This is a genomic window from Waltera acetigignens, assembly GCF_025567015.1.
In the GTDB taxonomy this organism is placed as follows: domain Bacteria; phylum Bacillota; class Clostridia; order Lachnospirales; family Lachnospiraceae; genus Acetatifactor; species Acetatifactor acetigignens.
This window is the reverse complement of record NZ_JAOQJO010000019.1, coordinates 76,383-91,485: the sequence shown is the minus strand read 5'-3', so window position 1 is coordinate 91,485 and position 15,103 is coordinate 76,383. Positions and strand designations below refer to the sequence as shown.

11 protein-coding genes are annotated in these 15,103 nt (G+C 46.8%); all 11 read right to left on the bottom strand.

What is annotated here, in order from left to right:
• Positions 1-136: 136 nt before the first annotated feature.
• The 11 genes from OCV96_RS16220 to OCV96_RS16170 all read right to left on the bottom strand — a co-directional run bounded on the left by OCV96_RS16220 (position 137) and on the right by OCV96_RS16170 (position 14,926).
• A complete protein-coding gene (locus tag OCV96_RS16220; protein ID WP_118693609.1) occupies positions 137-1,819 on the bottom strand; it encodes a methyl-accepting chemotaxis protein in 1,683 nt (560 codons plus the stop codon).
• A gap of 440 nt (positions 1,820-2,259) precedes the next feature.
• A complete protein-coding gene (gene galT / locus OCV96_RS16215) occupies positions 2,260-3,762 on the bottom strand; it encodes a UDP-glucose--hexose-1-phosphate uridylyltransferase (RefSeq protein ID WP_262594946.1) in 1,503 nt (500 codons plus the stop codon).
• A 69-nt stretch (positions 3,763-3,831) separates the two neighbouring features.
• The gene (locus OCV96_RS16210; protein ID WP_262594948.1) at positions 3,832-4,995 is read right to left on the bottom strand and encodes a galactokinase; all 1,164 of its coding nucleotides are present in this window, start codon (positions 4,993-4,995) and stop codon (positions 3,832-3,834) included.
• A gap of 329 nt (positions 4,996-5,324) precedes the next feature.
• A complete protein-coding gene (locus OCV96_RS16205; protein WP_118537066.1) occupies positions 5,325-7,331 on the bottom strand; it encodes a 2-isopropylmalate synthase in 2,007 nt (668 codons plus the stop codon).
• A 450-nt stretch (positions 7,332-7,781) separates the two neighbouring features.
• Positions 7,782-8,267 carry a cytidylate kinase-like family protein gene (locus tag OCV96_RS16200; RefSeq protein WP_022153626.1) on the bottom strand — a complete coding sequence of 162 codons (486 nt, stop codon included), beginning with the start codon at positions 8,265-8,267 and terminating at the stop codon, positions 7,782-7,784.
• 67 nt (positions 8,268-8,334) lie between these two features.
• Positions 8,335-9,339, bottom strand: a complete 1,005-nt coding sequence (locus tag OCV96_RS16195) for a glycosyltransferase family 4 protein (RefSeq protein ID WP_117465170.1) — start codon at positions 9,337-9,339, stop codon at positions 8,335-8,337.
• 12 nt (positions 9,340-9,351) lie between these two features.
• Positions 9,352-9,828: a TVP38/TMEM64 family protein gene (locus tag OCV96_RS16190; RefSeq protein WP_262594945.1), complete on the bottom strand. Its 477-nt coding sequence runs from the start codon at positions 9,826-9,828 to the stop codon at positions 9,352-9,354.
• Between the two features lie 67 nt (positions 9,829-9,895).
• Complete coding sequence (locus OCV96_RS16185) at positions 9,896-11,101, bottom strand: glycosyltransferase family 4 protein (protein WP_262594944.1); 1,206 nt, start codon at positions 11,099-11,101, stop codon at positions 9,896-9,898.
• Between the two features lie 189 nt (positions 11,102-11,290).
• Positions 11,291-12,292 (bottom strand): ABC transporter permease, encoded by a 1,002-nt coding sequence (locus OCV96_RS16180; protein ID WP_178565175.1) that lies wholly within the window; start codon positions 12,290-12,292, stop codon positions 11,291-11,293.
• A gap of 2 nt (positions 12,293-12,294) precedes the next feature.
• Positions 12,295-13,398, bottom strand: a complete 1,104-nt coding sequence (locus tag OCV96_RS16175) for an ABC transporter permease (RefSeq protein WP_262594943.1) — start codon at positions 13,396-13,398, stop codon at positions 12,295-12,297.
• Positions 13,382-14,926, bottom strand: a complete 1,545-nt coding sequence (locus tag OCV96_RS16170; protein ID WP_262594942.1) for an ABC transporter ATP-binding protein — start codon at positions 14,924-14,926, stop codon at positions 13,382-13,384. Before OCV96_RS16170 ends, OCV96_RS16175 begins: the two co-directional genes overlap by 17 nt.
• Positions 14,927-15,103: the final 177 nt, after the last annotated feature.

Genomic DNA, 15,103 nt, shown 5'->3' with positions numbered 1-15,103 from the left:
ACTACTTCTTATATGCTTGTAAGTACATAATTTTTGCAGTCATGACACAAGAAAAGCTCCCTCACAGGAAGGAGCTTTGTCTACAGTCTGAGCCTGAGGCTTCTTTAGAAGCACTCAGGCTTTATCATTCTGAAAACTAGATCTGGAACTGATGCATCAGCTGTAACATAGTATGTACCTGCGCGGACTGTTCTTCGCTGACAGCGGCGGTCTCCTGAGAAGATGCGGAGTTGTTGTCCACGATTCCGGCCACATGAGCGATGTTTTCATCGATCTGCTGGACGCTGGACACTTCAGCCTGAAGGGCCTGTGCCATATCAACCATACGCTTGGTAGAAGCCTCGGCTTCTTCCATTACCTGATCCATGCTGGCTTCGGTTTCTTCTGCAATGGCGATTCCCTTGTTGACAGCATCGATGGTGCTCTCGATCAGCTTTGTGGTCTCTCCGGCAGCCTCGGTGGACTGTTCCGCCAGATTCTTGACCTGCTCGGCTACGACAGCAAATCCGCGGCCTGCTTCTCCGGCACGGGCAGCCTCGATGGAGGCATTCAGTGACAGGAGGTTGGTCTGGGAAGCGATATCCTCAATGACCTGAATGATAGAACGAATCTCCTCGGAACATTTACTGATCTCACCGATTGCGACTTTCAGTTCCTGCATCTTGGCATTGCCATCAGCAACCGTCTGTGCGGACTGCTTGGAGATATCTGCGGTCTCCTGTGCAACTCTGGCTTTTTCTTCAATACTCTTTGCCATAGCGTCGATCATCTGGGATGCTTCGGAAATCTTGGAGGCCTGTGCGGTACAGCCTTCTGCCAGATCGGTAGCTGCCTGTGCCAGCTGCTCGGAACCACCATCGATCTCCTGTGCGCTGACCTGAATGGTGGACAGTGTCTTCTTCATATCGGCAATGATCTTCACCATGGAATCCTTGATCTGTACAAAGTCACCGACATATTCTTCCGTAGGCTCTACACGGTAATTGCCCTGACCCATCTGACCTAAGATCTCGGAAATCTCGGTGATCATCTTGGTAAAGTTGTCGTTCATGAAATGAACGGCCTGCACCATGATGCCGACTTCACTGTCATCCTCCGGCAGATCCAGACGGCTGTCAAAATGTCCCTGCGCAAGTACTTTCATCTGCTCGGATACTTTTACAATGGGAATCAGCAGTTCCTGTTTTGCAAAGGTCAGTGTGGTGACAATCTTGCGGGCAATGGTCAGGAAGCAGAGAATGAAAATCACCATGGTAGTGATCATTATCAGATTCAGAGTATTTTGCTTCTGAGCCATACGTGCCTGGATATCATTGATACAATTATCTGTGGTTGCAGTGATCTCCTGTACGGTAGATTCATATTCCTCACCAAATACATAAGAAATAGCTGCTTGTGTATCTCCGGAACCGGCCTTATCCATGGCTTCTTCTTCCAGAGGAACCAGACCGTTGGACATTTCAGCAATATGGTTTAACAGTGCCCATTCATTGTCGGTCAGACCGTCTTTCTGAAGACCTTCCCAGGCAATGTCACGATTTTTGTCCTCGTTTAATTCCTTCATATAATTGTCATAGTAGGTCTGGTCTCCGGTGACTGCGTAAGACTGTACGGCAGCGGTCAGCGTCTTGGAACCCAGACGATACTGGTTCAGATACATGGTAGCTTCCAGCTGCTGGGAATTGATCCGGCTCAGATACATGTTGGATCCGATGAACAGGATCAGCATAACGATGCTGATGATCAGTATCCGATAGGTTGATCTTGTGTTTTGCTGCAGCATGGCAGACTGACTGGTTACTTTGCTTTGCTTTTTCATTTGAAATATAACCTCTTTTCTGTAATACATGGTGAACTGATGTGTTACGAAAATTTTTTCCTACAGTATACTACAATTATCGGAATTATACAAATCTTGCGCCTTAAAAAATACAGCAAAAACGCGTAAAATTATTTATACGAACCATCAGTGACGACTTGCACCCTATACAGGAAGATGGTACTATAAAAAGTAAGAGGCATGATTCGGAAAAGAGAAGATAACGATAAATAAACAGACTGTAGACAAAGCTCCCTCACAGGAAGGAGCTTTGTCTACAGTCTGAAGAATTGTGTCACCACAATTCCTTTTCCTCGCAACAAACATTTTACAACAAACGTTCAGACCGCGCCATTCGCAAAGTCGCATTATCACGCTCTCCGTCGCTTTGTGTGCAAGCACCCAATCGCCGGTTCTGTCATTCTATGGCTGAACTATTATTACAAGCTCTTTACAAAACGGTCGAACGCCTTCTGACCATCCTCAGTTCTCTTGTAGACACCGGCATCTTCCAATACCTGCATGAATACCAGACCGATCTCCTTCTCTACGATACCGTCGATGTTCTCTACAGTGATAGCATCGTATTTCGGTCGGAATTCATCTACCCAGTCTGCATGCTTTGCCAGTTCTTCATCGGCTCTTAAGTCCTTACCGGCGAGGATTGCTTCCTTCAGATGCGCCATCTCACCCTTCAGGCGGGCGGGCAGTACGGCCAGACCCATAACCTCGATCAGACCGATGTTCTCCTTCTTGATATGATGCAGCTTTGCATGCGGATGATATACACCCAGAGGATGTTCCTCAGTAGTGATATTGTTACGCAGCACCAGATCCAGTTCGAACTTGTCTCCGCGCTTTCTGGCAATGGGAGTGATGGTGTTATGAGGCTCGTTATCGGTGTAGGCATAGATAAATGCCTCTTCATCCGTATATTCTCTCCACTTGTTCAGGATCACATCTGCCAGTGCAATGATACGGTCAGTATCCGTACCGCTGAGACGGATCACGGACATAGGCCATGCCACGATACCGGCATCCACATCCTCGAAACCGGCTACGGAGAACGTTCTCTCTACCGGAGCTTTCGCCATGGCAAACTCGTAATGGCCACCCTGGAAATGATCGTGGCTTAAGATGGAACCGCCTACGATGGGCAGATCCGCATTGGAACCTACAAAATAATGAGGGAACTGCTTTACGAAATCAAACAGCTTACAGAAGGTCGCATGCTCAATCTTCATAGGCACATGCTGAGAGTTAAATACGATGCAGTGCTCATTGTAATATACATACGGAGAATACTGGAATCCCCACTGGCTGCCATTGATGGTCACCGGAATGATGCGGTGGTTCTGGCGGGCGGGATGATTCACACGGCCTGCATAACCTTCATTTTCACGGCACAGCAGGCATTTCGGATAACCGGACTGCTTTGCCAGCTTTGCTGCGGCGATGGCTTTGGGATCCTTCTCGGGCTTGGACAGGTTGATGGTAATATCCAGATCGCCGTATTTGGTGGGTGCTACCCATTTCATATCCTTGCAGATACGATAACGGCGGATATAGTCGGAATCTCTGCTTAATTTGTAATAATAGTCGGTAGCTGCCTCGGGAGATACCTGCTCGTACAGTTCGTGGAAATGACGGATTACTTCACTGGGTCTGGGCATCAGCATGCCCATGATCTTCGTATCGAAAAGGTCACGATACACCACACTGTTCTCCTTGAGAATGCCTTTTTCGTAAGCATAATCCAGCATACCCTTCAGAACCTCTTCCAGTTCATCCTCACGCATGGTCACATTGTCGCGCTCTTCCAGTTCATCCAGTTCAAACAGCTCCAACAAACGGTTGGTCGTGTAGATCACATCTTCCTCCGGAACCAGTCCTGTCTGTACTCCGTAGGATACCAATTTACGAATTAATACCTGAATATCCATTTTTTCTCCATTCTGCAATACCGGATTTCTCCGGCATCGCACTCTCTATTCTCGTCGGATCTTAATTTCTTACAGGGTCTGGGGGCCGTCACCGATCTCTACTACATAGAAATCAGCTGCATAACCGATCTTCTCCTTATATGCCTTGCCTACCTGATCGATAAAGGTGTCAATAGCCTCATCCTTTACAATGCTTACGGTACATCCGCCGAAACCGGCACCTGTCATACGGGAACCAATAACACCGTCTACCTTCCATGCTTCTTCTACCAGAGTATCCAGCTCGATACCTGTTACCTCATAATCATCCCGCAAAGATACATGGGAAGCATTCATCAGCTCACCAAACAGCTTCACATCATTGTTCTTCAGCGCTTCTACCGCACGGATCGTTCTCTGATTCTCATATACTGCATGCTTTGCACGCTTTCTGCGGACATCACTCTTGATAATAGCCTTGAACTTCTCAAAGGTCTCCTCATCCAGGTCACCCAGCGTCTTGATCTTCACTACCTGCTGAAGCTCTGCCAGTGCAGTCTCACACTCGCTGCGGCGCTCATTGTACTTGGAATCTCCCAGGCCTCTCTTTTTATTACTGCATGCGATCACGATCTTCGCATTTTCCAGATGGATCGGTGCGTACTCATATTCCAGAGTTGCGGTGTCCAGAAAAATAGCATTATCCTTTTTGCCCATGGCAATGGCAAACTGGTCCATGATACCGCAGTTTACCTTGTTGTATTTGTTCTCGGAGAACTGTCCGATCAGTGCAAGATCCTGATTGGTCACATCAAATCCGAAGAAATCTCTCAGAATATAGCCGGTCAGCACTTCTACAGAAGCGGAAGAGGAAAGTCCGGAACCGTTGGGAATATTACCGTTCAGCAGCAGATCCATACCGGAAGTCACTTTCATGCCCTTCTCACCGAAAGCCCAGATCACTCCCTTGGGATAATTGGTCCAGCCTGCTTCCTTGCTGGGTACCAGATCCTCCAGAGAAGATTCGATCACTCCCAGATGTCCGAAATTCATGGAATAGAAACGCAGCTTATTGTCGTTTCTCTTTCTTGCCACACCATAGGTACCGATGGTCAGTGCGCAGGGGAAAACGTGTCCGCCGTTATAGTCGGTATGTTCACCGATCAGATTCACACGTCCCGGTGCAAAATAAGCCTTGGTGCCCTCTGCATCTCCAAATACTTCTGCGAAAGTTTTCAGAATCGTCTCTTTCATTTCCATTTTTCTACTCCTGTCTGCTTACGATGTAAGCCTCTTACATTTATGTTTTCTTTCGTTACGCTCCGGCGGAATGCCAGACTGCGAATTCTCTTGCTCTATGTTTTCATCATAATAAAAAAAAACGGTTTTTTCTATTTATTTATGTTTTCCAAACCTGTCATTATGTTAAAAGCTATGAGCCATGCAAATCCAAAAAGAAAAACACGCCCTGGGAGCTTGCTCACGAGGACGTGCTTTTCTTTTTGGATTTATACGGCGACAGCCGTACATGAAGTAGACGCAGTACGTCTACGAATGTGCATGGCGCAGTTCCACGGCGTACTTTATTCCGCGCTCTGTTTTCGATACTGTACCGGAGTCATGTCATATGCCTTTTTGAATAGGCGGTTAAAGTGCTCCACATTCTCGTAACCAACGTTGGCTGCAATGGTCTCCACCGTCTGATTGGTCTCCTTTAAGAGCATTCTTGCTTTTTTCATGCGCTCTTCCCGAACGACCTCCTGGAAGGTCATGCCGGCCTTTTCCTTAATGTACTTGGACAGGTAAGGCTTGGAGAGATGGAAAGTATCTACCAGCATATCCAGTGTCACATCCACATAGTTCTTCTGGATGAAACTGATGATCTCCACGATCCGCTCTTCTCTGCCGGAGGTAATATGCTGTTCTGCTGCCAGCTTATTCACCGCGGACACCAGTGCGGCGATAGAACTCTTGATAATATCTTCATCTACGCCGACGCCCCAGTAGAATTTACCGTCATGGACGATACCAACATAGGTGGCAGCCTTGGAATTGGAGCCTCTGGAAATTGCATGCTCTTCATATACAGACAACTCGTAGGTAATACCAAAGTATGTCTTGATGGCATTGCTGACTGCATCCAGACGTCCGTTACCCATAGTAGTAATGGCTCTGGAAGCTCCGCCCTGCTCGATAGTCACCTCTGCCTGAATGCCGTTCTCCTGTTTGAAGTGGCACTCCGGAATGTTGAAGATGCTGCGGGGATAAATATAATTTTCCTCGAAGATCGCATAGATCTCCTTGGGAAGTAATTCCTGATGACGTCTGTCGGAAATACCTTTCACAAGGTAACCAACCTCTTCCTTCATGGCTGCGGGCAGCGAGAAGCCAAACTGCTGCTTCAATACGAACGCTACGCCACCCTTACCGGATACACTGTTGATACGGATAACATCGGATTCGTACTCTCTTCCCACATCCGCAGGATCGATGGGCAGATAAGGGATATCCCAACGCTTGCCGGTCTTGCCTTCCTTCTGCCATGCCATACCTTTGCTGATGGCATCCTGATGGGAACCGGAAAATGCGGTAAATACCAGATCTCCTGCATAGGGCACTCTTTCATGTACCTTCATGCCGGTGAAGTTCTCATAAGCTTCGCGGATCTCCATAATATGGGAGAAATCCAGTCCACTGTCCACGCCGTGGCACATCATGTTCAGTGCAACAGTTACCAGATCCACGTTACCGGTACGTTCGCCGTTGCCGAACAAAGTACCTTCCACACGGTCTGCTCCGGCCAGTACGCCGAACTCCGCATCACTGATGCCACAGCCCCTGTCATTGTGAGGATGTACGCTGAGTACTACATTGTCACGATATTTCAAATGCTTGTGCATATATTCTACCTGACAGGCAAATACATGGGGCATTGCCACCTGTACGGTGGTGGGCAGATTGATGATGGCCTTGCGGTCAGCGGTAGGCTTCCATACATCCAGTACTGCATTGCAGACTTCCAGTGCATAATCCACCTCGGTCTGAGAAAAGCTCTCAGGGCTGTACTCAAAGGTGAAGTTGCCTTCGGTCTCGTCTGCCAGATTCTTTAACATCTGGGCGCCGTCTACTGCCAGCTTCTTGATGGCTTCTTTATCTTTCTTAAATACCTGTTCTCTCTGCTCTACGGAAGTAGAGTTGTATAGATGGATCACTGCGTGGGGCGCACCTTTTACCGCTTCAAAGGTCTTGCGGATGATATGTTCTCTCGCCTGCGTCAACACCTGAATGGTCACATCATTGGGAATCATGTCGCGTTCGATCAAGGCACGGATAAAATTGTACTCGGTATCGGAAGAAGCAGGAAAACCAACCTCGATCTCCTTGAAACCGATCTTTACCAACAGCTTGAAGAATTCCAGCTTATCTTCCAGGCTCATGGGATCGATCAAAGCCTGGTTACCATCTCTCAAGTCAACGCTGCACCAGATGGGGGGCTTGGTAATGCTGTCCTTCTTCACCCAGTCGTAGGTCACCTCGGGGGGCATAAAATAAGTTTTCTGATATTTTGCTGCAATGTCTGCGCTGTTCATGGAAATCCTCCTGCCATATGATTACTTTTTATTTTCAAAACCTGTTGTTTTTACTATTTTCACTTATCTGATTGCATTATCTTAACACTCATAATTTCTGTAAGCAAGATATATTCTTATCTTGTTAATTGATGTATTTTAATGTGACATTTTTGTCATATATCTATAAATTCAAGAAAAAGGTCATTTTATTCGGTGATTGTTCCGTTTTATTATTTGATTAAAATTTTCAATTGTATATATCATTTTTTGTTATATTTAAAATCATACTTTTAATTTTATAACGTTGTATAATTGATTAATTTTATTACTGTGTTTAAGATGTTTTTCATAGAAAAACAGATGTCCGTGTGAGACATCTGTTTACAATCTATTCCCTATTTATATCCTAACCGATTTCTTCGTACTGCATACTCTCGAAATCGTAACGCCCATTCGCATTCCGGGCTGTCAAATAATTTCCACTCTTTCAAAATACCGGATCAGGATATCCGCACAATTTTCGATTCCCAGTTTGGTGGTATCGAGGATCATATGATAATTGTTCACATCACCCCACACTTTACCGGTATTTTCATAATAATAGTCAGCGCGCTCCGCATCATTTTTCTCAAGCATTTCTTTTGCCTCATCGTGGGGAAGACTTTCCTTCTTCATGATACGTTCAATACGATCTTCCTTATCCGCGCACACATACACGTTAAATACATTCGGCTGATCCTTCAGGATCTCGGATGCACAACGTCCCAGAATAATACAGGGATGTTCCGCCAATTCCTTAATGACCTCCGCTTCCGTAGCATAGCTGTCACCATCCAGCTCATGCTCTATGTACGCCTTATCATATACCGGCACCCCCAGCTTCTCAGACAACTCCTGTGCGATCAGACTGGCTCCTGTTCCGAATCTTCGGCTGATAGTAATTACAAGGTTCATCGTAAGCACCTCCTTTGTAAGGTACTCTCATTTTATGATAAAGACTCTGAATTTGCAAGAGGGATGTCTACAAAAGCTTCTGCTCTATCTGATACAGTTTCTCACCTGTCGCCCGCATGCTGTGTTCCTCCGCCAGTGCCCTGCCTGCCCGGATTCTGCGTCTTACTTTTTCCCGCGGTTCTTCATACAAGATGTCTCGGACTGCCTGCTCGTAGGAATCCAGATTGCTGGCTTTGCGCACCTGCTCGCCGTCGGTAAGCCACCCTTCATACACCGGAATGTCTCTCACGATCACAGGAATCTCACAGGATAATGCCTCCAATACCACGATTCCTTCCGTCTCTTCATAACTGAAAAAAGCAAATGCATCCGCACCACAGTACGCATCCCGCAGGATCCCGGACGGTTGGAAACCGGCAAAGATCACATTTTCCGGCTTCTCTGCCACAGCCTTTTTGATCTCTGCCGGAATCAACGCATTGTTCCCGCCCCCAAACCATAGAAAAATAATGTCTGGCATCCTTTTTGCCATTTCCAGAAAATCCTCGATTCCTTTTCTGTGAATCAGATGCCCGGCGGATATCACGACCTTTTTATCCACAGGAAGATGAAAAAATATCCGGAATCGTCCACCTGCCTGCTCTGTTTTGTGGAAAAATTCAGTGTCCACACCATTGGTCAGTGCATAAATCTCCCGATGCAGATCATATTTCATTAACAATTTCCGTGAGTATTCCGTTGGTGTGATAACCACATCTCCCTGTCTATAACAATGGCGGATCCATTTTTTGAATAAAGGAGCCGCCAGATTGGAACCGATAAAAGAATTCTTAAAATCTTCCATGGTGGAATGTCCGTAATAGACGACCTTTTTCCCCTGCCGTCTTGCCCGCCGTGCCATCAGCGGCGAATCAGGCAATACAGTATTGATCTGTACGATATCCGCCTCTTTCCAGACGTCCGTCACGGTCACTTTTGCTGCTCGCAGCATCTTCTCCTGATGGCGGATGGCGCTGCCGACGCCGCTTTTTGCCACCAGTGAAAGTCCGCCTTTATATATATAAATTTTCATAAGTATACTCTCCTATACCAGGTGGAAAATCACCTGGAACAGTGTCGTCAGTCCCAGACTATACAGCGCAATGGAGAAAGGCTTCCCCAGAAAGATGACTGTCACAAACTGTTTCCATGTCATGTTCGTTGTTCCGGCGAGATAACAGAGAAAATCATCCGGTGCCACCGGCAGGAAGATTGCCAGTGCAAATAATTTCAAAAATCTCCCCTTCAACTCCGTCCATGTCAGGTATTTTTCAATCATTTTCCCGGGAAACATCTTGTACAGCACCGGTCTTCCCAGACTTCTTGCTATTCCAAAAGCAATACAGGAACCCACACTGATTCCTATATAATTATAGAAAAATCCCGGCACCACTCCAAAGAGCAGCACTCCTGCCAGACAGCTGATGCCACCCGGTATGATGGGAAACACCACCTGAACGATCTGGATCAGCACGAAGATCAGTGCACCGATCATTCCGAAGCGGTTCACAAACTGCTGCATGGTCTCCACCGATTGGAAAATGCCGCTCTGATAGCCCCAGACTGCCAGTATTCCACAGAGGATCAGACTAACCCAGGATGCAATATTGATGGCCCTTTGCCAGGTGTTTTTCTCTTTCGACCTGTTTTTCTTCGATCTGTCGCTGGTATAGTTGCTCCATACTTCCCGCAAATCTTTTTTGGGAAAATATTTCTGCGGACTGTTTTGCATAACTGCACATTCCTCTGCGTTCATCGTCTTCTTTCTCCTTCCAGTTCTTCAGGTCTTTCAAGAATTCCTCTTCGGTCCGGTACTGCCAGCCGTTTTTTCCCTCTTCCACAACCGCCCGCAGGCATTGATCCCTTCTGCATAATAACGGTAATCCTGCTGCCAGTGCTTCCGCATAGGTAAGCCCCTGGGTCTCACTGGTGGAAGCGCTGACGAACAGATCTCCTGCCGGATAATAAGATGCTACTTCAGCGGGTGATACCATTCCGGTAAAAATAACGCTTCCCGTCACACCCAGCTCTGCTGCCTTTTTCCGTAAAGTCTCCAAATAAGGACCGCCGCCTACAATCATCAGTATTGTGCCGCTCTCCTGAACTTTCTGCTGGTACTCCAGCAATTCTTCCACATTCTTCTCTTTTGCCAGACGACCTACATATAAAAGCACTGTGGTCTTCCGGTCCATTTTATATTTTCTTCGTATTCTCTCCCGAGAATCCGTCCGGGTCTGCGCGTCATATTTACTCAGATCAATCCCCGATGGGATCACTGATACCGGACAATGAATGCCATAGCCTTTTAGTAATGTCTCTATTTTTGTGCTGGGAGCGATCATACTGTCCACCTTCTCAGAAATCTGTCGCGTCAGGAACTGTACCATATCCCTGCCCCATTTCTTGTAATGGGAAAAATAGTGGGTATAATCTTCGTATACAGTATGGTAAGTATGCACCAGAGGGATCTTACATTCCTCTGCGATCTTTTTTGCCATGAAAAAGGTAGAAAATTCACACTGGGAATGCACAATATCCGGATTCCACTCTATAATCCCGCGATACAGTTCGCGTCCCGGGGACACCCGAAGTCTTGCTCCCGGATAAATATATCCGGCATTCACGGAACCCATATAGATCACACCCTCTTCTTCGTAGGAACGAGCTGTACGGGACAAGGTCAGGATCTTCACTTCATGTCCTCTTTGCTGTAATTCCTCCCGCAGATTGCATACCGAAGTAACAACTCCGTTGATGGCCGGCTTGTACCAGTCTGTTGTGATCAATACTTTCATCTTTTTTCTCCCTTCCGTTTATTTTCTCTGAATTGATCTCAGCATAACAGACACAGGTAAATTCCATCCGAATAAAATCAAAAGTTTTCCTAAAGTTTCTGTGAGTTTTTTCCAAAATGTGCACTAAAAAACAGCATTCTCCGGAAATTTCCGGAAAACGCCGTTTTTAATCGTCTTTCTATAAAATTATTATCTTTCTTCTCTGAAGTACGCCAGTCCCAGACTTGCGGGGGGCTGATTCTCTCTCTTGCTCCGCATACTGGTGATGACCAGTACCAGTAAGGTCACGACATAAGGGATCATCTTATACAGCTCCTGATACTCCATATGCTCGATACCGGTGGGCAGATACAGATACAGAATATACAGACCACCAAACAGGAAAGAAGCAAATACACTGATATTCGGTCTCCAGATAGTGAAGATGACCAGCGCAATGGCAAGCCAGCCTCTGTCACCGAACGCATCGTTGGACCAGACGCCGCAGGCATAATCCATTACATAGTACAGTCCGCCCAGACCTGCGATCATACATCCCACGCAGGTAGCGATGTATTTGTACCGGGATACGTTGATACCGGCTGCATCTGCGGTATTGGGGCCCTCACCGACTGCTCTTAAGTGCAGGCCTGTTCTGGTATGACTCAGGACATACGATGCCGCAAACGCAATGATCACTGCCAGATAAGCCAGGAATCCATAGGATAAAAACAGCTTACCAAACCAGCCAAGTTTTCCCGCAAAAGGAAGGGACTTACTGAAATAACTGCTGGTAGCAGACAGTGCAATGGAAGGTACATCACTGTTTACCAGCTTGATCAGGGATCCGCCGAAGAAGTTACCGAAGCCAACACCGAAGGTGGTCATTGCCAGACCGGTCACGTTCTGGTTCGCCCGCAGCGTAACGGTCAGGAAACAGTACAGCAGTCCCATCAGCAGGGAACCCAGCAGACAGCAAAGCATAGGAATCGCAATAGCGAGGAATCCGTTCATATTTGCCGCACCGCCTGCTGATCTCTCATAGAAGAAGGAGCCAATGACACCGCAGATACCTCCCACATACATAACGCCGGGGATTCCCAGATTCAGGTTACCGGATTTCTCCGTGATGATCTCACCGGTACTTCCGTATAACAGAGGAATTCCCTGTACAATAGCTCTCGGAATAAATGCAAGTAAAAATGTCCACATGATTACTGTTCCTCCTTTTCTGCCTTTTTACGGAACTGCAGGCGATAGGTAATGAAGAACTCACAGCCGATAATAAAGAACAGGATAATACCTGTCAGAATATCGGAGTAGGAATGATTCAGTCCAAAATTGGTAGAGATCTCACTGGCACCACGATCCATGAAAATGATCAGGAAGCTGGAGAACACCATGGTCAGAGGATTGAACTTGGACATCCAGGATACCAGTACAGCAGTAAATCCCTGTCCACCTGCAATGGTAGTGGTAACAGTATGGTTGATACCGCCTACCAGAAGCAAACCTACCAGTCCGCACAGCGCACCGGACAGAAGCATAGTACGGATGATTACCTTTTCTACCTTGATACCCACATATTTTGCGGTATTTTCACTCTCACCCACAACGGAGATCTCATATCCCTGCTTGCTATAGTTGAGATACACATACATGAAAATTGTAATCACTACTGCCACTACAATACTTAACAGATACTTTGAACCAAATATCTGGGGCAGCCAGCCCACGTTGGTATTCTGGTTGATGATACCGATCTTACCGGATCCCTTGGGAACTTCCCATACAATGGTATAGAATGCCACAAGCTGGGTAGCTATGTAGTTCATCATCAGTGTAGACAGTGTCTCATTGGTATTCCATTTTGCCTTGAAAAATGCAGGAATGAAGCCCCAGATGGCTCCTGCTGCCAGGCTGGCCACGATCATGCACAGGATCACAACTGCACCCGGAAGCTTGTCCCCCACGCAGATCATGCAGGCTGCGGATGCCAGACCCCCGATCAAGACCTGTCCCTCACCGCCAATATTCCAGAATTTCATCTTGAATGCCGGAGTCAGTGCCAGTGCAATCAACAACAGGATCGCAATATTCTGAAAAGTAACCCAGGTCTTACGGACGGATCCGAAAGCTCCCAGAATAATAGACTGATATACCTGTAAAGGATTGATTCCCGTGGTGATCGTCGTAATGATACCGCACAGGATCAACGCCAACAGAATCGCTACGAAACGGATACCCAGAGATTTATACCAGGGGAGAGCATCTCTTTTTACGATATGAAACAAAGGCTCTTTATTCTTCTCCTTCATGTTCTTTGCCTCCTACTCTGGTCATCAGCATACCGACCTCATTTTTGTCTGTCTTTCTCGCATCCAGAATACCGCTCACTTCTCCGCCGCACAATACCATGATACGGTCGGACAGCTCCATCAGCACATCCAGATCCTCACCTACGAAAATCACGGCAACGCCCTTTTTCTTCTGTTCATTGATCAGGTCATATATAGTATACGAAGAATTAATATCCAGTCCACGTACCACATAAGCCGTCAACAATACGGTAGGTGCAGACGCAATCTCTCTTCCAACGAGAACCTTCTGTACATTACCACCGGACAATCTGCGTACCGGAGTGGTGATACCCGGGGTTACAACCTCCAGATTTTCTACCACATCAGTTGCAAGCTGTTTGGAAGGCTTTCGGTTCGTAAACGGTGTATGTCCCTGTCGGAAGGAACGTAACATCATATTATCGGTCAGATCCATATTGCCTACCAGGCCCATGCCAAGACGATCCTCCGGTACAAAAGAAAGCGATACACCCATCTCTGCGATCTTCAACGGATCCTTGCCGATCAGCATTTCCTTACTTCCATCATCTTCCACATAGCTGATTGTGCCGGCTTCTGTTACCTGCAGACCTGCAATGGCTTCCAAAAGCTCCTTCTGTCCACAGCCGGAGATACCGGCGATTCCCAGGATCTCACCACTATTGGCGGTAAAGGAGACGTCCTTCAGCTTAACGATACCTTCTTCGTTACGTACGGTCAGTCCCTGTACTTCGATACGGGGCTTCGGATTCACAGGTTCCGGTCTGACAATATTCAAAGTAACCGCATGTCCCACCATCATATTGGTCATTTCCGTAACGGTGGTATCCTTTGTCAGCATGCTTCCAATATACTGACCGTTACGAAGCACAGCCACCCTGTCGGACAGAGATTCCACTTCATGCATTTTATGGGTAATAATGACAATAGCCTTGCCGTCATCTCTCATTTTCCGGAGAACGTTAAAGAGCTTCTCTGTCTCCTGCGGTGTCAGTACAGCGGTAGGCTCATCCAGGATCAGGATATCCGCACCACGATACAGCACCTTTACAATCTCCACGGTCTGCTTCTGGGATACCGTCATATCATAGATTTTCTGCTTCGGATCTACTTCAAAACCGTATTTGTCACAGATCTCCTCTATTTTACGGGATGCCTCCTTGATATTAAGCCTGCCTTCCAGACCCAGGATGATATTCTCGGTAGCGGAAAGTACATCGATCAGCTTAAAATGCTGATGCACCATACCGATTCCCAGCCGTAACGCATCCTTGGGGGATTTGATGACCTCTTCCTTACCGTTAATAAAGATCTGTCCCTCATCCGGAAAATAAATACCGGAGAGCATATTCATCAGTGTCGTCTTACCGCTGCCGTTTTCCCCAAGCAGTGATAATATCTCACCCTTATAGATATCCAGATTTACCTTATCATTGGCAATCACGGATCCAAAAGTCTTGGTAATGTTTTTCATCGAAACCGCAGCTACTTTTGTCTCTTTTTCCATCCTAGTCACCTTTCCAATTTATCCATGACCTGCAATTTTCAGGTCTTTTAATACCTGGCATAAGCACACTGGCCGCCCCTTTTCTACCTCATCCATCCGCAAAAGCAAAAGATCCATAAGGTAGAAAAAGGGCGGCGCGGCAATAAACGCTGCGCCGTCCGGGCTATTTCAATAAGT